General features: G+C 72.0%; 19 protein-coding genes. 6 read left to right on the forward strand and 13 right to left on the reverse strand.

Going from position 1 to position 18,698, the window contains the following annotated elements; genetic code table 11:
* Positions 1-71 precede the first annotated feature (71 nt).
* Positions 72-491: an RrF2 family transcriptional regulator gene (locus AW270_RS01050; protein WP_061289291.1), complete on the reverse strand. Its 420-nt coding sequence runs from the start codon at positions 489-491 to the stop codon at positions 72-74.
* A 124-nt stretch (positions 492-615) separates the two neighbouring features.
* Positions 616-1,557 carry a sulfite exporter TauE/SafE family protein gene (locus tag AW270_RS01055; protein ID WP_061290122.1) on the reverse strand — a complete coding sequence of 314 codons (942 nt, stop codon included), beginning with the start codon at positions 1,555-1,557 and terminating at the stop codon, positions 616-618.
* 98 nt (positions 1,558-1,655) lie between these two features.
* On the opposite strand from AW270_RS01055, the gene AW270_RS01060 reads away from it, so the two are divergent.
* Genes AW270_RS01060 through AW270_RS01070 form a run of 3 tightly spaced genes read left to right on the forward strand, consistent with a single transcriptional unit; the run spans position 1,656 to position 3,011 of the window.
* Positions 1,656-2,084, forward strand: a complete 429-nt coding sequence (locus AW270_RS01060; RefSeq protein WP_061289293.1) for a MarR family winged helix-turn-helix transcriptional regulator — start codon at positions 1,656-1,658, stop codon at positions 2,082-2,084.
* Positions 2,074-2,577, forward strand: a complete 504-nt coding sequence (locus AW270_RS01065; RefSeq protein ID WP_063819046.1) for a hypothetical protein — start codon at positions 2,074-2,076, stop codon at positions 2,575-2,577. Before AW270_RS01060 ends, AW270_RS01065 begins: the two co-directional genes overlap by 11 nt.
* Positions 2,574-3,011 (forward strand): GNAT family N-acetyltransferase, encoded by a 438-nt coding sequence (locus AW270_RS01070; RefSeq protein WP_061289299.1) that lies wholly within the window; start codon positions 2,574-2,576, stop codon positions 3,009-3,011. Before AW270_RS01065 ends, AW270_RS01070 begins: the two co-directional genes overlap by 4 nt.
* A 35-nt stretch (positions 3,012-3,046) precedes the next feature.
* On the opposite strand, the gene AW270_RS01075 is transcribed toward AW270_RS01070, so the two are convergent.
* From AW270_RS01075 to AW270_RS01100, 6 genes are all read right to left on the reverse strand, one after another.
* A complete protein-coding gene (locus tag AW270_RS01075) occupies positions 3,047-3,550 on the reverse strand; it encodes a hypothetical protein (RefSeq protein WP_157521599.1) in 504 nt (167 codons plus the stop codon).
* 104 nt (positions 3,551-3,654) lie between these two features.
* Positions 3,655-4,734, reverse strand: a complete 1,080-nt coding sequence (locus tag AW270_RS01080) for an iron-siderophore ABC transporter substrate-binding protein (RefSeq protein ID WP_061289305.1) — start codon at positions 4,732-4,734, stop codon at positions 3,655-3,657.
* A gap of 9 nt (positions 4,735-4,743) precedes the next feature.
* Complete coding sequence (locus AW270_RS01085) at positions 4,744-6,468, reverse strand: ABC transporter ATP-binding protein (RefSeq protein ID WP_061289308.1); 1,725 nt, start codon at positions 6,466-6,468, stop codon at positions 4,744-4,746.
* Entirely contained in the window at positions 6,465-8,117 is a 1,653-nt protein-coding gene (locus tag AW270_RS01090; RefSeq protein ID WP_061289311.1) for an ABC transporter ATP-binding protein, read from the reverse strand. Before AW270_RS01090 ends, AW270_RS01085 begins: the two co-directional genes overlap by 4 nt.
* Before the next feature lie 122 nt (positions 8,118-8,239).
* Positions 8,240-8,650 carry a hypothetical protein gene (locus AW270_RS01095; RefSeq protein ID WP_061289314.1) on the reverse strand — a complete coding sequence of 137 codons (411 nt, stop codon included), beginning with the start codon at positions 8,648-8,650 and terminating at the stop codon, positions 8,240-8,242.
* Entirely contained in the window at positions 8,650-9,909 is a 1,260-nt protein-coding gene (locus tag AW270_RS01100; RefSeq protein WP_061289317.1) for an MFS transporter, read from the reverse strand. Before AW270_RS01100 ends, AW270_RS01095 begins: the two co-directional genes overlap by 1 nt.
* Before the next feature lie 84 nt (positions 9,910-9,993).
* Here AW270_RS01100 and AW270_RS01105 point away from each other — a divergent pair, with 84 nt between their 5' ends.
* Positions 9,994-10,683: a GntR family transcriptional regulator gene (locus AW270_RS01105; protein ID WP_245674518.1), complete on the forward strand. Its 690-nt coding sequence runs from the start codon at positions 9,994-9,996 to the stop codon at positions 10,681-10,683.
* Here the strand turns inward: AW270_RS01105 and AW270_RS01110 are convergent.
* The 5 genes from AW270_RS01110 to AW270_RS01130 all read right to left on the reverse strand — a co-directional run bounded on the left by AW270_RS01110 (position 10,640) and on the right by AW270_RS01130 (position 15,769).
* Positions 10,640-12,346: an alpha-amylase family glycosyl hydrolase gene (locus AW270_RS01110; RefSeq protein WP_061289323.1), complete on the reverse strand. Its 1,707-nt coding sequence runs from the start codon at positions 12,344-12,346 to the stop codon at positions 10,640-10,642. The two genes, AW270_RS01105 and AW270_RS01110, sit on opposite strands and share 44 nt — an antisense overlap.
* A gap of 138 nt (positions 12,347-12,484) precedes the next feature.
* A complete protein-coding gene (locus AW270_RS01115) occupies positions 12,485-13,138 on the reverse strand; it encodes a hypothetical protein (protein WP_061289326.1) in 654 nt (217 codons plus the stop codon).
* 1 nt (position 13,139) lies between these two features.
* Positions 13,140-13,760, reverse strand: coding sequence for an HAD family hydrolase (locus AW270_RS01120; protein ID WP_061289330.1), 621 nt, complete (start codon positions 13,758-13,760; stop codon positions 13,140-13,142).
* Positions 13,761-13,771: 11 nt separating this feature from the next.
* Positions 13,772-14,599: a metallophosphoesterase family protein gene (locus AW270_RS01125; protein WP_061289333.1), complete on the reverse strand. Its 828-nt coding sequence runs from the start codon at positions 14,597-14,599 to the stop codon at positions 13,772-13,774.
* Between the two features lie 54 nt (positions 14,600-14,653).
* On the reverse strand, positions 14,654-15,769 hold the full coding sequence (locus AW270_RS01130) for a serine hydrolase domain-containing protein (RefSeq protein WP_061289336.1): 1,116 nt from the start codon (positions 15,767-15,769) through the stop codon (positions 14,654-14,656).
* A 55-nt stretch (positions 15,770-15,824) separates the two neighbouring features.
* Between AW270_RS01130 and AW270_RS01135 the strand changes: the two genes are divergently transcribed.
* On the forward strand, positions 15,825-17,159 hold the full coding sequence (locus AW270_RS01135; RefSeq protein WP_061289339.1) for an SWIM zinc finger family protein: 1,335 nt from the start codon (positions 15,825-15,827) through the stop codon (positions 17,157-17,159).
* Positions 17,156-18,616, forward strand: a complete 1,461-nt coding sequence (locus AW270_RS38340) for a hypothetical protein (protein WP_061289342.1) — start codon at positions 17,156-17,158, stop codon at positions 18,614-18,616. Before AW270_RS01135 ends, AW270_RS38340 begins: the two co-directional genes overlap by 4 nt.
* The last annotated feature ends 82 nt before the right edge of the window (positions 18,617-18,698 follow it).

The following is an 18,698-nucleotide window of genomic DNA, read 5'->3' on the forward strand; positions in this document are numbered from 1 at the left end:
TGACATGGACTGACCGGATCGCGCAGGCCGTCTCACCGGCGCGGCGACCGCCCGGAGTCGGGCGTGAGAAGTCATTCGACGGGGCGGGGCGCCGGCAGACGCCACTTCGTCTCCGGGCGGGAGGCCTTCACCACGGCGGCCAGAGTGATCTCCTGGAGGAGGGCTTTCTCGTGGTCGTGCACCTTTTCCAAGATCTCGGTCAAGGGCCCGGAGACGCCGGGAAAGACGGCGGGCGGCTCGACGCCCTCCGTCACGTAGATGACGTCGGCCATGGAGATCAGTTCCGGGGCGCGGGCGAGCCAGTAGCCGCCTTCCGGGCCGCGGGCGCTCTGGATGAGCCCGGCGCGGCGCAGGTGCAGGAGGATGTTGTCGCAGAAGCGCCGGGGGATGTCCTGTTCGGTGGCGATCCTCGCGGCGGGCAGCGGGCCGTCGCCGGCGGCCAGCGCGACCATGGCGCGCAGCGCGTACTGGGTGCGGGCGGAGATGCGCATCAGATGGCCTCCGGCGGGCCTGACCTCGAGCGCGACACCATTCTTACCGCCTTTCGAGCACGTGGGCCAATGGGCTCAGCCCGGCTCCGACGGAGACCGGGCTGAGTCGTGAACGGGGTGGTGGTCAGGCGGGCGCGCGTTCGCCCTCCTCGGCGGCGCGGCGGCGGGCCTCCTCCTCGACGGCCCGGCCGGACTCGTACTCCTTGTCCTTGCGGTACTCCTTGACCGAGTAGGCGATGGCGGCGGCCCACAGCACCGCGATGGTGAGGTACGCGGCGGCCTGCACTCCGCCGGAGGCGTCGATCCAGTCGCTGCGCAGCAGGGTGCGGACGTTGGTGAGGATGATGACGCCGCCGACGGCGGAGCCGAGGATGCGCGGCGGGATGTGCCGCACCAGCCAGGCGGCGATCGGCGCGGCGATGACGCCGCCCAGGAGCAGCACGCCGACCCAGGCGAAGTCGATGTTCTCCGAGCCGATGCCGACGAGGAAGCCGAGGCTGGCGGCGATGGCGACGAGGAACTCGCTGGTGTCGATGGAGCCGATGACCTTGCGCGGGGGGATGCGGCCGCTGGCGAGGATGGCCGGGGTGCCGACCGGGCCCCAGCCGCCGCCGCCCGTGGCGTCCACGAATCCGGCGACGACGCCGAGCGGGGCGAGGAAGCGCTTGCGCAGCGGCTTGCCCAGGTTGCCGCGCGGGAGACCCCACGCGGTGAAGCGGATGAAGATGTAGACGCCCAGCGACAGCAGGATGATCGACATGATCGGCGCCGCGACCTCGGTCGAGAGGCTGGAGAGGAACGTCGCGCCGGCGAAGGCGCCGGCGGCCCCCGGGATGCCGATCTTCGCGACGACCTTCCAGTCGACGTTGTCGAAGCGCCAGTGGGAGATGCCGGAGGCGAGGGTGGTGCCGATCTCCGCCAGGTGCACGGTGGCGGACGCGGCGGCGGCGTTGGTGCCGATCGCGAGCAGCAGGGTGGTCGAGGTGACGCCATAGGCCATGCCCAGTGCGCCGTCGACGAGCTGGGCGGCGAACCCGACCAGTGCCAGCAGGATGAGTGACCGCACCACATCTCCTTTTCAGATTATTCCTACTTTGTATGTAGGAATAATCGTCGCAGTCAAGCCCCTCTGCGGCTTCGGGAAAATGGTTGTATGGTCGAACCATGTCGGAGGAGCGGGACCTTCAGGAGGCGGTGGCGCGCTTCGTGCGGGCGTTCGGCCTTCACCAGCCCGACCGGACCCCCTGCGGGCAGCCCGTCCCGGTGTCCGAGGCCCACGCGCTGGGCGAGCTGGCCAGGGACGGCGCGCTGCGGCAGAGCGAGCTGACCCAGCGGCTCCGGCTGGAGAAGAGCAGCACCAGCCGTCTCGTCACCCAGCTCATCAACCGGGGCTGGGCCGAGCGGACCCCGGCGCCCGACGACGGGCGCGGCGTCCTGGTCCGGCTCACGCCGCAGGGGGCCGAGGCGGCCGAACGGCTCGCCGAGGCCAGGGGACGGCGCTTCGCCGCCGTCATGAACCGCGTCCCGGAGGGTGAACGCGCCGACGTGCTGCGCGCCCTGACGATTCTCACGGAGGCCATGGATGAGACGTAGACGGACGCTCTTGCTCGCCGCCCTCGCCGGTGTGCTCGCCGTCGCCGCCGGGGTGTACGCCGGCATGGACCGGCGGGCCGGCGTCGCTTCCAGGGGCCGCGAGGTGATGCCGTTCGACCTGGAGGTCACCACGCACCGCTTCGCGCCGTCCGCCTCGGGCGGGGTGCAGACGGTGACCTCCGACGACCCCGCCGACGTGCGGCAGGTCACGCTGATCCGCGCCCACCTCGCCGAGGAGGCCGCCCGCCTCGCCCGGGGCGACTACGGCGACCCCGCCTTCATCCACGGCGGCGAGATGCCCGGCCTGCGGCAGCTCCAGCAGGGGCACGGCGCCGTCGACGTCCGCTACGCCGAGGTGCCCAGCGGCGCCCGGATCACCTACCGCACCACCGACCCGGCACTGATCACGGCCCTGCACGCCTGGTTCGACGCCCAGGTGACCGACCACGGCCGCCACGCCGAACACGGACAACCGTCGGAAGGAACCCGGTGACCGTCACGATCCGGCGCGCCGGACCCGGGGACGCGGCCACCGTCCACGGCCTGATGCGCGCGCTGGCCGAGCAGCAGGGCCACCCCGACGCCGTCACCGCGACCGCCGCCGACCTCGCCGCGGCGCTCCGCCGCCCCGACGTCACCTACCTGCTCGCCGAGCGGGACGGCCGGCCGGTCGGCTACGTCTCCTGGCTGGAGCGGATCAGCTTCTGGTCCGGCGACGACTACCTGGCGCTCGACGACCTGTTCGTCGTGGACGCGGCCCGCGGCCAGGGCGTCGGGGAGCGGCTGATGCGCGCCGCCGCGGAGATCGCGAAGGGCCGGGTGATCCGCTGGGAGGTCGGCGAGGCCAACGCGGGCGCGCGGCGGTTCTACGAGCGCATGGGCGCCCAGCTCACCTCGAAACAGATCTGCCGCTGGCAGCCGTCATGACCCCAGCTCCCGGTGAGGACGCGGCCGTGGGAGGTCTACACGGTCGAGGCCGACGCTCCGGCCTGCTGCTCGCCGTCGTGACGCCGGGCCGGCAGCAGGCGGGCGGCCAGGGCGTAGGCCGGGGCGTAGAGGACGAAAGGCGTCGCTCCGGCGCCCCGGTAGCAGGCCGACTCGTGGTCACCCGAGGGCGGGCACACGGACAGATCCGAGAACAGGGCGACCAGGTTGGCGCCGGCGTTCGCCGTCGCGAGGACGATCAGCGCCCCGGCCACGACACCGGTGAGGCGGGGCCGCCGCCAGACCGTCGCCGCGACGACCAGCACCGCCGGCAGCGCGAAACCGATCGTGAGGATCTCCGCGTGCAGGACCGTCACCGCCACGTCGAAGACCGCCGAGCTCAGATACCCGACGCCGATCCCCTGCGCCAGGGAGAAGAAGCCGATCCCGTCCCGCACGGAGATGTCGTAATAGAAGCCCGTGTACGTGATGAGCGCCGCCCCGAAATAGGCCATGCCCGTCGGTAACAGCGCCAAAGCCACGGCAGCCACCCCACGCGTCCACATGCGTCGAAATCCTAGATCCATCACGAAGGAGGCCGGGCCCGCGCGGGCCCGGCCTCCGGTCGTCTCAGGGTGGACGACGCCTAGTCGGCGGCGGGCTCCACCTTGGTCGCGGGGTCGCCGTCGACGGCCTGGGCGAGCTGGGGGACCAGCCGGTCGAGGACGTAGGGCAGCGACAGCACCGTCACGAAGGAGAAGGCCACGCCGTAGTTGGTGCTCTCACCGACGAAGACCTCGCGGCCCTCCTTGGTGACCTTCATGTCCTTGTAGACCTCGTCCTTGTGCAGCGTCTCGACGTCCTTGGTCGTGTCGGGCACCGTCCAGATGATGAGGTCCTGGTCGAGGAGGTCGGCGCGCTCCTTGGAGATGCTGGCGCCGAACTTGTCGCCGATCACCGAGTCGAGGTCCTCGGGCAGGCTGAAGCCGAGGGAGACCAGGTTGCGGGAGCGGGTGTCCTGGCTGCCGTACACGAAGAAGCCCTCGTAGGGCGTGGCCACGACGGCCTTCTTGCCGGCGAACTCGGGGTGCTCGGCGGCCATCGTCTTGAACTTGGTCTCGACCTCGGCGACCAGCGCGGTCGCCTCGGTCTCCTTGCCGAGCGCCTTGCCGATGGTGGTGGTCTGCTCCTGCCACGGGATGCCGTAGTCGTTGTACGCCGCGGGCTGCGCCACGACGGGGGCGAACTTCGACAGGGTCTCGTACTGCTCCTTGGTCAGGCCCGAGTAGAGGGCCAGGATCAGGTCGGGCTTGAGGGCCGCGATCTTCTCGACCTGCGGGCCGGTGCCCGGGTCCTCCAGCAGCGTGGGGACCGGCGCGCCGTTCAGCTTCGGCGTGGCCCACGGGCCGACCGCGCCGGGGAAGCCGCCGAACCAGTTGGTGGTGCCGACCGGGACGACGCCGAGCGCGATGGCGGCGTCCTGGTCGGTCAGGCCGACCGTGAAGACGCGGGAGGGCGCGGCCGGGATGGTGGTGGAGCCGAACTTGTGCTCGATCGTGACGGGGAAGGCGGCGGCGGGGGCCGTCGTCCCGGCCGGAGGGGCGGCCGGGGCCGACGCGGCGGGGGTTGCCGTCTCCGACGACGACCCGCAGGCGGCGATGGCGCCGAGCAGGAGGGAGGAGGCGAGCACCGCGGCGAACCGGATGCCTCTCGTTGTGCCGAGCATCGAAATTCCTTATTCGAGGGGGTTTCCATTACCGGGGCGGACTCCGGACCACGCTTCCCAGAGGGAGGCGTACCGGCCGCCGGAGGAGCGCAGCTCGTCGTGCGGGCCGCTCTCCACGATGCGTCCGCCGTCCATGACGACGACGCGGTCGGTCGCCGCCGCCTGGGTGAGGCGGTGGGCGACGACGAGGGCCGTGCGGCCCTCGACGGTGGTCTCGATGGCCTTCTCCAGCACCCGCGCGCCCGCGCTGCCCGCCTCGGCGGTGGCCTCGTCGAGCACGGCGACCGGGGGGTCGGCCAGGATCAGCCGGGCCAGGGCGAGCTGCTGGATCTGGGTGGCGGTGAGGCGGTGGCCGCCCTCGCCGACGACCGTGTCCAGGCCCTCGGGGAGGGTCTCCGCCCAGGTCAGCGCGTCGACCCTGGTCAGGGCCTCACGCAGGTCGGCGTCGGTGGCGTCGGGCCGGGCGAGCCGCAGGTCGTCGGCCAGCGGACCGGCGAAGACGTGGACGTCCTGGGTGACCATGCCGACCTCGCCGGGGACGGCGACCGTGCCGGTCAGCGGGCGGTGGATGCCGGCGATCAGGCGGGCCAGGGTCGTCTTGCCCGCGCCGCTCGCGCCGACCAGGGCGACCCGTTCGCCCGCCTCGATCGACAGGTGGACGTCGTGCAGGACCGGGCGGCCGGGGTCGTAGGCGTGGCTGAGGTCCCGGACCTCGACGCGCTCCGAGACGGGCCGGTCCAGGGGCTCGGGTTCCGGCTGGTCGATGACCCCGACCAGGCGGGCCAGCGCGGCGCCCGCCGACTGGGCGTCGTCGATCAGCACCAGCGCGGTGTTCACCGGGGCGAACAGGGAGTGGAAGTAGAGGGCGGCGGCGGTGGCCGTGCCGATCGAGGCCGTGCCCGAGCGCACCATGAGGAACCCGGCGACCAGCACGGCGGCCAGGCCGGCGTATTCGGCGACGTGGAGGCGGCTGTAGAAGCGCAGCACCAGGTTGACGCCCTGGAGCGTCAGGTCGACCGCCGTGGTGGAGCGCCGCGCGACCCTGGCCGTGTGGTCGGCCTCCAGCCGGAACGCCCGCACGGTCGCCGCGCCGCCGATGGTGTCGAGGAGCTGCTGCTGCTGCGCGCCGCCCGCCACGCGCTGCCGGGCGTAGAGGGGGCCGGCGTTGCGGACGTACCAGCGCGCGGTGTGCCACTGGATCGGCACCGAGATGAGCGCGGCCAGCAGGAACCGCCAGTCGAGGATCGCCAGCGCCCCGAGCGTCAGCACGATCGCCAGGCCCGACCTGGCCATCTCCGGCAGCGCGACCCGGACCGCCTCGGCGATCAGCGAGACGTCGCCGGTCACCCGGGCGGTCAGGTCACCCGACCCGGCGCGCTCGACCTGCTCCAGCGGCAGCCGCAGCGCCCGGTCGACGAACCGCTCGCGCAGCCGGGCGAGCAGGGTCTCCCCGAGGCGGGACACCAGCGCGAGCCCGACGGTCATCGCGCCGCCCTGGGTGACCGCGACGGCGACCAGCCCGAGCACCGGCATCGTGATCGCGGACGCGGCCTGCCCGCCCGCGACCAGGTCGACGATGTGGCCCAGCAGCGGCTGGGTGAGCAGCCCGATCGAGGTGGCCACGATCATCACGGCGAACCCGCCGGCGGCCAGCGCGCGATAGGGGCGCATCAGGCCGATCAGCACCGCGCGGGTGCGGGCCGCCGTGGCGACGGGGAGGAGTTCGCGGCTCATGCGAGCACCGCCGTCCGGTAGGTGGCGTTGCGGCGGACCAGGTCGGCGTGCGGGGCGGCGTCGGTGATCCGGCCGCCGTCGAGCAGCACCACCCGGTCGGCCACCGCGAGCAGCGCGGGGGAGGTGGTGACCAGGATCGTGGTGCGGTCGCGCCGGACCTCCCGCAGCCGGGAGGCGATGCGCGCCTCGGTGACCGCGTCGACCGCGGTGGTCGGGTCGTGGACGACCAGCACGGCGCGGTCGGCCGCCAGCGCCCTGGCCAGGGCGACCCGCTGGCGCTGACCGCCCGACAGCGACTGGCCGCGTTCGGCGATCCGGCCGTCGACGCCGCCGGGCAGCTCGTCGGCCACTTCGTCGGCCCCGGCCGCCGCCATCACCTCAGGGTTGGCGTGGCCGACGTTCTCGCGCAGCGTGCCCTCGAACAGGTCGGCGTCGTGGTCGGCGACGAGTAACACCGCGCGCAGCGCGGCCGGGTCGAGGTCGGCCAGGGCCACCCCGTCGAGTTCGGCCGTGCCGTCGAACGGGGTGGTGCGGCCGAGGCAGCGCAGCAGGGCCAGCGCGTCGGCCGGGTCGACGGCCGCGACGCCGAGGACCTCCCCGGGGGCCACCTCCAGGTCGACGCCCTTCAGGGTGTCGTGGGCGAGGTCGCGGAGGCGGAGCGCGCCGCGTACGGGAGAGGGCGGTTCGGAGGTGCCGGCGGCGACGGCGTGCGGTGCGGCGAGCACCTCCGCGATGCGGGCCGCCGAGGCCCTGCCCATCGCGAACTGGGCGTTGACCCAGGCGAAGACCTCCAGCGGGCCGATGAGGAACAGCGCGAGGCCGACGGCCGCCACGAGTTCGCCCAGCGTGATCTCGCCGGAGGCGGCCAGCCGCCCGCCGACCAGCGCCACGACGGCGATGAAGACGCCGGTGAGCGCGATGACCAGACCGGTCTGGAGCGCTTCGGCGCGGGCCGCGTGCAGCGTGGCCATGAGGGAGTCGCCGCTGGTGACGCGGTAGCGGGCGACGGCGGCCGTCTCCGCGCCGATGCCCTTGAGCACCCGCAGGCCCTTGACCAGGTCGGCCGCGACGCCGGACGCGTGGGCGGCGCGATCCTGCTGGTCCTCGCTCGCCTTCTCCAGCGGCTTGCTCAGCAGGTGGCCCAGGAACAGCAGCAGCGGGGTGCCGGCCAGCACGACCAGCCCGAGCGGCACGGAGATGCGCAGCAGCACGACGGCCGCGACCACGATGCCCATCAGCGCGGACACCGCCAGCATCACCGACATGTTGACCGCGCCGACCCGTTTGGCGTCCTCGGTGGCGGTGTTGGTCAGCTCGCCGGGAAGGCGCCCGTTCTCCGCGCCGCCCCGGGCGTCGAGCACCCGCTCGACGAGCTCCATCCGCAGCGCGTGGGCGGCCTTCTCGGCGGCGCGCTCCCCGGCCCGCGCGCCGAAGCGGTAGGAGAAGGAGAGCGCGACGTACACCACGGCGAGGACGACGAGCCAGCGCGCCAGCGCGGGCAGGTCGCCGCGGGCCACGCCCTGGTCGATGACCACGCCGATCAGCACCGGGACCATGACCTCACCGGCCTGATGGGCCGCCCCCAGCACGGCGCCGGTGACGACGTCACGGCGCTGCCCCGAGATCGCCCGTCGCAGGACAGCCCTCACCCGTCACCCTCCGCCTCGCCCTCAGTAAAACTTAGGTAAGGCTACACTAACCATCAAGTGGCAGGCCAGCGGGTGGCGCCGTGGCAGCGACGCCACCCGGCCCCCTTACCCGGACGGTCGGCTCATGTTCCGCACGCCTCCTTCAGGGCGTTGCCCTGCCGCCGCAGAGTGGTGTCGAGTTTCTTCACGTTCTCCTGGCGGAGCCGGTCGGACTCCGTCTTCGCGAGCCACTGCTCGGCGAAGGTGTCGCCTGCCGACGTCGCCGGGGTCGGCCGGAACTCGGCCATCGTCGACTCCACGTCCTTGAGCGCCTTCTTCACCCCCGCGTCGTTCGCGGCGGCCACGACGGGGGTCAGGCGCGATCCGACCGCCCTGGCGGTCTCGCCCACCACCTCCTCGGGCGCGACGGCGGTCATGCTCAGCGCGTACCGGATGAGCTTGTGACCGTTCTCGCACGCCTTCGCGTCGGCCTCGCTCAGCCCGCCGCACCCGGCCAGCAGTAGCACGCAACCAGCGGCCAGCAGCCGCCGCATCAGACCCTCACCTCGCTCCTGGCCGGGGCGGCGGCGACCCCGGCGGCGGTGATGCCGAGCGCGACCAGCACGTACAGGCTGATGGCGAGAGTGGTGCCGAACCGGTCGAGCAGGGCCAGCGCGATGATCGGCGCCAGCGCCCCGCCGAGCACGCCCGCGAGCTGGTAGCCCATCGACGCGCCGCTGTAGCGCAGCCGGGTGCTGAACAGCTCGGCGATGAACGCGGCCTGCGGGCCGTACATGGCCGCGTGGCAGGCCAGCGCGACGATCGTGGCGAACGCGATGAGCACGGACGACCGGCTGTCGAGCAGCGGGAAGAACGCGAACGCCCACACCGCCGCGCCCGCGACCCCGGCCAGGTAGACGGGCTTGCGGCCGACCCGGTCGGACAGGGCCCCGAAGAAGGGGATGAGGAAGAGCTGGCAGGCCGACGCGACGAGGACCGCGTTCAGCCCCGTCTGCCGGTCGAGATCCAGCGTGCCGGTGACGTAGGTGAGGATGTAGAGGGTGAACGTGTAGAACGCGACGTCCACCCCGATGCGGGCGGCGATGGCCGACAGCAGGGCGCGCGGGTGCGTGGTGATCACGTCGAGCAGCGGCATGCGGGCCTTGGCGGGCATCTCCGCGTACAGGGGCGACTCGGAGACCCGCACCCGGATCCAGAGCCCGACCCCCACGAGCACGCCCGACAGCAGGAACGGGATCCGCCAGCCCCACGACAGGAACGCCTCCTCGGAGAGCGTCGCCGACAGCACCCCGAGCGCCCCGGCCGCCAGCAGGTTCCCGGCGGGCACCCCGACCTGCGGCCAGCTCGCGTTGAAGCCCCTGCGGTCGGCCGAGCCGTGCTCCATCGTCATGATCACCGCGCCGCCCCACTCGCCGCCGAGGCCGAGCCCCTGGAGGAACCGCAGGGTCACCAGCAGGATCGGCGCGGCCACGCCGATGGCGGCGTAGGTCGGCAGCAGCCCGATGAGGAACGTCGCGACCCCCATCAGCAGCAGCGTCACGACCAGCACGCCCCGGCGGCCGACGCGGTCGCCGAAGTGGCCGAACACGATGCCGCCGAGGGGGCGGGCGACGAAGCCGACGGCGTAGGTGGTGAGGGCGAGGAGGGTGCCGGTGAGCGGTTCGAACGTCGGGAAGAAGACCTTGCCGAAGACGAGGGTGGCGGCGGTGCCGTAGAGGAAGAAGTCGTACCACTCCAGGGAGGTCCCGATGAGGCTCGCGACGATGACCCGGCGGGACTGGGAGGTTGCCATGACGCTCCTTTCGCTGGCTTCCTTCAACATAAGAATCGTTGAACAATTCGACAAGGGTTTTGTCCCCATGTTTTGCTGGTGACTGTGCGTGAACGAACGACCGGGCCCCACCTCCTGAGAACCAGCACCGCCGAACTCGTGGCGGGCGTCCTGCGCGACCGCATCGCCCAGGGGGTCTACGAACCCGGCGAACGCCTCTCCGAGGAGGCCATCGGCGCCGAACTGGAGATCTCCCGCAACACGCTGCGCGAGGCGTTCCGGCTGCTGGGCCACGAGCGGCTGCTCGTCCACAAGCTCAACCGGGGGGTCTTCGTCCGGGTGCTGTCCGCCTCCGACGTGCGGGATCTCTATCTCGTACGCCGCGTCATCGAGTGCGCGGCCGTGCGGAACGGCGGCGGGGGAGACGTCGCCGCCTGCCGTGAGGCGGTCGACGACGGCGAACGCGCCGCGGCCGAAGACCGCTGGCGCGACGTCGGCACCGCCAACCTGCGCTTCCACCAGGCGCTGGTGGCCCTCCACGACAGTTCGCGGCTCGACGAGCTGATGGCCCAGCTCATGGCCGAACTGCGGCTGGTCTTCCACGTGATGGAGAACCCGCGCGCCTTCCACGAGCCCTTCGTGGCCCGCAACCGCACGCTGGTGGGCCTGCTGGAGGAGGGCCGGTGGGCCGAGGCGGAGACGTTCCTGTCGGACTACCTCGACGACGCCGAGGCCTTACTGCAGGAGGCCTTCAGCTCAGGATCGCCATCCCGGCCGGTGGGAGGCCGACCCTGACCAGGGCCCTGCCGTCGTGGTGCACCACCGACGGCGGGGTCGTCTCGCCGTAGAGCACCGACAGCACAGAACCCTCCGGGTGGAACGGCCGGTGCACCGTGACCAGCGCGGTCACCGGCTCCAGCGTCGGGTTGAGCGCGACCAGCACCTCGTGGTCGTGCAGGATCCGCGACCACGCGGTCAGCTCGCCGGTCGCCGGGAGCCGGAACGCGCCGCCGGCCGAGATCTCCCGCAGGTACATCCGCCCGCGCCGCAGCGCCAGCCCCACGCCGTCGGCGCGGTTCCGCACCGCCGCCAGGGCCCTGATCCGCCTGTACGCCGGATGCTCCGGATCGAAGAAATGACACCCCTCGGTGCCGAACGCCCCGAACGACCCCCCGAACATCGACTCCCGGACGTACCGGTCGTCGCCCCCCGCCGGCGACGCGCCGTCGAAGGCCTGCTCGGTGCCGTAGTAGACACACGGGATGCCCAGCGTGGTGAGCTGCACGCCCACGGCGTGGGCCACCTGCGCGTCCGCGTGGGGCCCGGCGTTCCCGGCGGAGAAGCGCCGCCGCTCACGCCCGACCATGTCGTGGTCGTCGAACATCGTGACGTGGTAGCGCCCGGTCTCGCGGTGGCCGCCGAGGATGTCGTGGCCCTGGTACTGAGCGAAGAACGCCCGCGGGTCGGCGAACCCCTTGACCAGCCCCGCGATCATCGCGGCGGGCTCGCCGATGTCGAGCACGGCGTCGACGTTGCGGCCGAAGATATCGAGGTAGTCGCGCGCCATCGCCGCGCCGCCGGTCACCTCGCCGAGCAGCAGGAAGTTCTCCTTGCCGACCGACTCGGCGTACTCGCGGATCGCCCCGCAGAAGTTCCGCGACGCCTCCCACGGCACGTGCTTCACCGTGTCGATCCGGAACCCGTCACAGTCGGTGACCGAGATCCAGTGCTTGTAGACGTCGACGATCGCCGACAGGACCTCGTCGCGCAGTTCGAGGTTCTTCAGCGTCTGGAAGTCGCCCCGGCGGAACTCGACGTCGGGGTGGAGCGGGTCCTCCCACGGTTCGGGATCCCAGCGGCCGATGCTGCCCGCCCGCGTGTACCACTCGGGGTTCTGGAACGCCTCGGGCCAGACGCCGTCGTCCCTGCCCGCGATCTTCGTGACGCTCCCGCCCTCGGCGGAGCGCCAGCCGTGGACCGGATGGGGCGGGCTGTGCCGGTAGGGGACCTCGGAGACCGGGACGCCGCCGTCGTCGTAGAACCAGTTGTCGCCGGTGTGGTTGTAGATCACGTCGAGCAGGACGTACATGCCCAGCTCGTGGGCCCGGGCGACGAGCGCGCGTAAGTCCTCGGCGGTGCCGAACCGGGGGTCGACGTCCATGAAGTCCTGGATCCCGTAGCCGTGGTAGGTCTCCAGGTCGGCCCGCTGCTTCCAGACCGGCCCGAGCCAGAGCGTGGTGACGCCGAGGTCACGCAGGTAGCCCAGCTTGCCGGTGATCCCCTTGATCGTGCCGCCCTGGAACCTCGACCCGGAGTCGGCCCACGCGATCGGGTCGGGGGCCCGGTGTGCGTCGGTCCGGTCGTACTTCGGGCGGGTCTCCTCCCGGCCGTCGCTGAACCGGTCGGGGAGCAGGAAGTAGAGGAACTGGTCACGCCACGTGACCGGGCTCGGATGCATGGGACCCTCCGCTACACGTCGGCCTGACCGTCGATCGCGTCCAGATTGGTCATGGCCCGTCCTGGGACCCGCAAACCGTTGACTGCGAAGTGTGACCAGTTGGTGTTGCTCCGTAGTCAACCCGTCGAAGTGGAGAGGTCAGACGGTCCACATGGACGGACCGGATTTCGAATAGTTCCGTTTGATCTGCAGCCACTTCTTGCGGAACGACACGATGAAGCAGATTTCCGCGATCGCCGCCGCCAGCAGGACACCGCCGATCAGCCAGCCCAGTTCCTCGGCGGGCAGTGTGGCGGTGACGCGCAACTGCATGACGCCGACGAAGATTCCCGCCCAGCCGGCGCCCAGCAACAGCAGCAGGACGGACGAATAAGGATAGGACATGTGGAGGGAATTGCTGAGCAGCGTGCTTTCCCAGGAAAGCACGTTCGGCCGGCCGACGGCCGCGTTGATGCGGACCTCCAGTTCGGCCAGCCATTTCCCGGCACGCTGAGAACGGTTGTATTCGCCGAGCCAGATCATCAGGCCGACCTTGGCGATCTGAGGGACGCAGATGAGGCTGACCAGCGCGGTTCCGGTGGTCGGCGTCGGCTGCCCGATGAGTGCGGCGAGAATCAGGGCCATAGCGCCAAACATGAAGTTGGCGATGGTGACGCGATTGCTGATGGCGTTGAGGCTCTCCTGGCGGAGCCAGTTGTATTCGACCAGCATGGCCTGGAAGGCCTGGGTCCCGTGGCCGAGTTCCTGAACCTCCAGCGGAGGCGGCGGGGGATCACGCCGTAAGAAACCCACGCTACCGCTCCAGGCTTTCCGCGATCGCGTCGAACAGTCCGGGGTCGCCGCCCAGCGCGTGGAACCGTGTCGGGAAACCCGCACTCGCCGCCCTGTCGATGTTGTGCGCCCGGTCGTCGACGACGAGGGTGCGCGACGGGTCGAGCGATTGGGCGGCGATCTCGTACAGGCCTGTTCCGGAGGTCTGCTTGGACACACCGAGAAGATAGGACAAGTAGTGGTGGCTTGCCGAGTTTTGCACGAATTCGCCGAGAAGGCGCATTTGGCAGGGAAACCAGAACGAGGTGTTGTCACTGATGAAGCCGACCGAGATCCGCCGGCTCACCAGGAGGCTGACGGCCCGAGACGCCGCCGGGTCGGTGCGCAGCGTCGACCTCTCCGCGGTGGCGACGAGGCCGGCGGGGATGTCACAGCCGAGAGCCGCGCCGAAATCGCGCCAGTAGTCGGCCTCCTCGCGTTCACGCAGGGAGTATTCGGGCCAGAGTTCCTCGCCGATCGCTTCGACCCGGTCGCGGTCGAGGCCGAGCCGGTCGGCGATGCCGTCTCCCGGCGTCAGCAACAGCGCCTGCCACGGGTCGACCGTCAGCACCCCGCCGACGTCGAACAGCACGGTGTCGATCATGTGCCGGCCGGTCAGTGGGCGGGCAGGATCTGGCGCAGTTCGCCCGGGTTGGTCGCCCTGGGGCGCCACTCGCGCGGGTAGCCGAGGGACACCTCCTCGAACCGGACCCCGTCGTGCCAGGTCGTACGCGGGATGTGGAGGTGGCCGTAGACCATGGCGAGGGCGCCGAACCTGATGTGCCAGTCGGCCGTGCGGTCGGTGCCGCACCAGATCGCGAACTCCGGGTGGCGCAGCACGAACGTGGGGTCGCGGACCAGCGGATAGTGGTTGACCAGCACCGTCGGGAGGCCGCCGGGACGGTCGGCCAGGCGGCGTTCGGTCTCCTCGGCCCGGGCGGCGCACCACTCGTCGATGCCGTTGTAGGGGTCGGGGTGGAGGACCATCTCGTCGGTGCAGACCACGCCCTTGTCGTAGGCCAGCTTCAGGGCCGCCTCTTTGGTCGTGATGCCGGGCATCCGGTAGGAGTAGTCGTAGAGGACCATCAGCGGGGCGACCGTCACCGGGCCGTCGGGGCCCACCCAGGTCGGGTAGGGGTCTTCCGGGGTGACGACGCCCAGGTCGCGGGCCACCTTCACGAGGTGGTCGTAGCGCTCCACGCCGCGCAGCTGGAGCGTCTCGCTCGGGTGGGTCCACAGGTCGTGGTTGCCGGGCGCCCAGACGACCTTGGCGAAGCGGCTCGCGAGGGTGCCGAGCACCCACTCGAAGTCGGCGACCTTCTCGGACACGTCTCCGGGCAGCAGCAGCCAGTCGGTCTCCGACCGGGGCCGGATGCGCTCGACGATGCCCCGGTTCTCCGGGTAACCGACGTGCACATCACTGATCGCCAGAAGAAATGTCATAACGGGCAGTCTCTCCAACCTGGTCGCCCAAATCCACCTGCGAGCCGTTCGCCGTCAGCGGGCGAGTCGGTCGCGCACCAGGTCGCTGATCGTCGTGGCGGTGGTGAAGTCGGAGCTGAGGACGTTCTTCATCAGGGCGAAGGCCATGCCGGTCCTCGTGTCGGCGTAGGCGCTGCCGCCGCCCGCGCCCGGGACGCCGAACGTGGTCGGATTAGGGTCCTCGAAGCCGCCCGGGTGGCCGATGCCGAAGCCGAGGCCCCACCTGACCGGGTTGCCGAAGACGGCGTCGGTGCCCTCGAAGGAGACCGCCGAGACCTCCGCGAGCCGCTCGGGCGAGATCAGGCGGACGCCGTCGACCTCGGTCAGGAGCGAGGAGTAGAGGCGGGCCATCGCGCGCGCGGTGGTCTTGCCCCCGGCGGGGATGTCGGCGGCCAGGATGTCGGGGCGGTTGCCGAAGGCGGCGGTCGGCATCACCGACATCGGGGCGGCCTTGAACATCGGCAGGTCGGGGAGCTCGGCCGGCAGGTCGGGCGGCGGGCCGGGCAGGGCCGCGTCTTCGAGGACGGCCAGGCGGGGCTGCTGGTCGGCCGGCACGCCGAAGTAGAGCTCGCCGGCCACGCCGAGCGGGCCCGCGACCTCGTCGCGGAGGACCTCGGAGATCCTCTTCCCGCTCACCCTGCGGACGATCTCACCGATGATGTAGCCGAAGCTGTAGGCGTGGTAGCCGATCTGGGTGCCCGGCTCCCACCACGGCTCGGCGGCGGCGATCGCCGCGCACATCTTGTCCCAGTCGCAGAGGTCCTCCGGGGTCGTGGTGAGCGGGATGCCGGGCACGCCCACCGAGTGGTCGAGCGCCATGCGGACCGTCGCCCGTTCCTTGCCGCGGGCCCCGAACTCGGGCCAGACCTCGGCGATCGGGGTGTCGAAGGAGATCAGCCCCCGCTCGACCAGCACGAGCAGCGTCGTCGTGGTGAGACCCTTGCCGACCGAGTAGTTGTAGAACGGCGTGCCGGGCGTCACCGCGCGCCCGGTCGCCGGGTCGGCCACCCCCGCCACGGCGTCGACCACGGGTTCTCCGCCGACGTAGACCGCGACCTGGACGCCGCGTTCGACGCCCTTGTCGACCAGTTCGTCTATCGCGGCCTGCACGTCGGCCTGAAGATCGCTCATGTGTTCGATTCTAGCCCGTTCGGCAATGTCGGTGGGCGCCGTTAGAGTCCCCGCCATGTCTGACGCGCAGATCGCGTACTCCTATTCGCGAGCCTCCGAACTCGACCTGGCCGCCGGCCTGCTGGGCCTGTCCACCTCCGGCGGGCTGACCCCGTCGGGCCTGGTCGCCCGGCCCCATTTCTTCAGCGGGCTGCTGACCCGGGCCGCGCCCGCCGCGGCCGCCCTGATCGGCCTCGCCGACGTGGCCAAGACGCGCTACCACGACGCGCGCGCCGTCACGTTCATGCGCGATCCGGTGGTGACCTGCAACGGCGACCGGCTGCGGTTCGAGTCGTTCTCGGCGTGCGGGGGCGTCTACGCGCGGCTCGACGTGCTCCAGGAGGCCCTCGACGGTGACGTGGTCGAGCTCGGCACGACCAACGTCGACGTCAACGTGCCGCTGCGCAAGGCACTGGCCCGGGTCGGCGGCGACGACCCGCTCCACCTGGCCGTGGGCGACGACGAGGTGGTGGCCACCACGCTCGACGGCGCGGTGGTGGAGAAGAAGGTGCCGCTGCCCGAGCGGTGGTTACGCGGCTTCGCCGAGGTCCAGGTGATCGCCTCCCGGTTCGACCTGCGCGCGTCGCTGGGCCGGGCCGAGGCCGTGAAGTTCGTGCGTGACCTGCCCAGACGCGGGGTGCTGTGGGCGGTGCCCGCCGGGCGGTCGCTGCGCCTGGCCGCGCGTCCCGCGCCCGGCGCGGTCTGCCTGGCCGGGCCCGAGCGGCTGGCCGTGCTCGCGCCGCTGCTGCGGTTCGCGACCGGGCTGCGCGTCTACGGCCCGGTCGTCGAGGGCGCGCAGCCGATGGCGTCGGCGTGGGAGCTGGAGCTGCCCGGGATGCGGTTCACCCTCACCGTCTCTCCCGAACCGCGGCGGGGGTTCTCCGGCGAGGGGGCCGTCCTCGACGACCTGACCGGTGACACCGTGGCCGACGACGCCGACCTCGTGGGCGCGCTGCTGCGCTTCGAGCCGCGCCTCGACGCCGACCTGCTCGCCGAGCAGTCGGGCCTGACCCGGGCCCGGGTCGGCGCGGCCCTCACCCGCCTGGGCACCGGCGGCCGGGTCGGCTACGACGTGGCCGAGGCCGCCCACTTCCACCGCGAACTGCCCTACGACGCGGGTCGCGTCCTGGCCATGAACCCCCGGCTGAGGTCGGCCCTCGACCTGGTCGAACAGGGCGCCGTGCGGTTCACCGCGCCGGGCGTCGCCCAGGTCAACGGCAAGACCGTCCGGCTCGCCGGCAAGCCCACCTGCACCTGTCCCTGGTGGATCGACTATCGCGGGTCGCGGGGGCCGTGCAAACACGTGCTGGCCGCCCAGAAGGTCTCGGCCCAGGTGGAGGTGCCGGCGTGAACCCCCTGCTCAGACTGGTCGCGTCGAACCGGCTCCACGACATCCCCGGCGCGGTCGACGCCCTCGACGCCGCCGGGCGCAAGGAACTGCTCGCCGAGCTGACCGCGCGGGCCCGGAAGTTCTCCGAGTGGCAGTGGGCGAGTGAGCACCGGGGCGAGGTCACCGCGCTGCGGCTCATGGGCGCGCTCTGCCAGGGCGGCGCGAGTCAGGTCGCCACCTGGCTCCAGCGGCGCGAACTGCGCGACCCCGGCAAGGCGTGGGACGACGCGCGAGTCATCGTCGAGGCTCTCGGCGACCGTCCCCTCGAATGGCGGGCCGACCTGGCGCGGCGTCTCGCCGCCGGGCTCCGGCCTCCGCGCGACGGCAACTGGTCGTGGCGCGGCCGGGACAACGGGCCGCCCGGCTACGCCCTGGCCGTGTCGATGGCGCTGAACTCCGGCGTCGAGCCCGAGGGCGACGCGTTCGTGGTCTGCTGGGCCTGGCACGCCTACTTCACGGGCGACCTCAGGAACGACCCGATCGCCGGGGTGATGGTGCCGCGGCTGTTCGACGTCGAGGCGGCGGCGGTGCCGTTCCGCCAGGTCAACGCCTTCACCGAGCGGTTCGTCGGCCGGCTGTGCGCCGAGGTGAAGAAGGGCCGGTTCGACCGGGCGGCGATCCTCGACGGCACGATCGGCCGGTTCCTGATCGGCGGCGACGCCCGCGACACGGCCGTGTTCGTCGAGCTCCGCCGTCTGCTCGACCCGGGCCTCGGCGAGATGCCCGCCCGCGACCTCGTCCGGTGCCTGCCCGCCGGGCCCGCCAACGTCGCCGACCGGGCGCTGGAGGAGCTGCGGGCGCTCGACCTGGACGGGCGTCTCGACGCCGGTCTGTTCGGCGAGGCCGCCGGGGCGCTGGCGCTGCGGGCGGAGAAGAAACACGTCGCCGGCGCGCTCAAGTGGATCTCCGACACGTTCGAGGTCACCAAGGCCGACTCCGTCCGGGCCGAGGGCGCCCTGCTCGCCCTGGCCGACGTGTTCGCCGCCGAGTCGCCCACCACCCGGGCCCGCGCGGTCCGCCTCGCGGTCAAGCTCGGTCCCTGCGGCGAGACCGCCCGCGCGGCGGTCGCCGACGCCGCCACCCGGCTGCCCGCCGACGAGCGCGCCCCGCTGGCCGCCGCGTTCGGGGTGACCGAGACGGCCGAGGAGGAGGTGTTCACCGGCGTCCCCCTGGTCGGCGCGCCGCCACTGGCGCCGCCGATCCAGACCACGCCGGAGCTCGTGGTCGAGCTGAAGGACGTCCAGCGCTCCGACGACCGAGACGCCTTCGAACGGATCATGGCCGCCATCGTGGAGTTCAGCCACCACGACCGCGAGGCCATGGCCGCCGATCTCAGGGCCGACTTCGAGCCCACGGCGTGGGACTTCTTCCGCCAGATCAGCTACGTCCCCGACGACGCCGGCTGGCTGCTGTTCTGAGCCGCCGCGCTGATCGGCGAACACGCCGACCAGGCGTTCGTCGACCGTTCCCGCAAGCTCCTCGGCCCGAAGCGCTCGCTGC

Source organism: Herbidospora cretacea (assembly GCF_001570605.1).
Lineage (GTDB): Bacteria > Actinomycetota > Actinomycetes > Streptosporangiales > Streptosporangiaceae > Herbidospora > Herbidospora cretacea.

Bases quoted from the DNA above. Each gene is read 5' to 3' on its own strand.
- AW270_RS01050 (WP_061289291.1), bottom strand. From the start codon at position 491: ATGCGCATCTCCGCCCGCACCCAGTACGCGCTGCGCGCCATGGTCGCG.
- AW270_RS01060 (WP_061289293.1), top strand. From the start codon at position 1,656: ATGTCGGAGGAGCGGGACCTTCAGGAGGCGGTGGCGCGCTTCGTGCGG.
- AW270_RS01065 (WP_063819046.1), top strand. From the start codon at position 2,074: ATGAGACGTAGACGGACGCTCTTGCTCGCCGCCCTCGCCGGTGTGCTC.
- AW270_RS01080 (WP_061289305.1), bottom strand. From the start codon at position 4,734: ATGCTCGGCACAACGAGAGGCATCCGGTTCGCCGCGGTGCTCGCCTCC.
- AW270_RS01085 (WP_061289308.1), bottom strand. From the start codon at position 6,468: ATGAGCCGCGAACTCCTCCCCGTCGCCACGGCGGCCCGCACCCGCGCG.
- AW270_RS01095 (WP_061289314.1), bottom strand. From the start codon at position 8,650: ATGCGGCGGCTGCTGGCCGCTGGTTGCGTGCTACTGCTGGCCGGGTGC.
- AW270_RS01100 (WP_061289317.1), bottom strand. From the start codon at position 9,909: ATGGCAACCTCCCAGTCCCGCCGGGTCATCGTCGCGAGCCTCATCGGG.
- AW270_RS01110 (WP_061289323.1), bottom strand. From the start codon at position 12,346: ATGCATCCGAGCCCGGTCACGTGGCGTGACCAGTTCCTCTACTTCCTG.
- AW270_RS01120 (WP_061289330.1), bottom strand. From the start codon at position 13,760: ATGATCGACACCGTGCTGTTCGACGTCGGCGGGGTGCTGACGGTCGAC.
- AW270_RS01125 (WP_061289333.1), bottom strand. From the start codon at position 14,599: ATGACATTTCTTCTGGCGATCAGTGATGTGCACGTCGGTTACCCGGAG.
- AW270_RS01130 (WP_061289336.1), bottom strand. From the start codon at position 15,769: ATGAGCGATCTTCAGGCCGACGTGCAGGCCGCGATAGACGAACTGGTC.
- AW270_RS01135 (WP_061289339.1), top strand. From the start codon at position 15,825: ATGTCTGACGCGCAGATCGCGTACTCCTATTCGCGAGCCTCCGAACTC.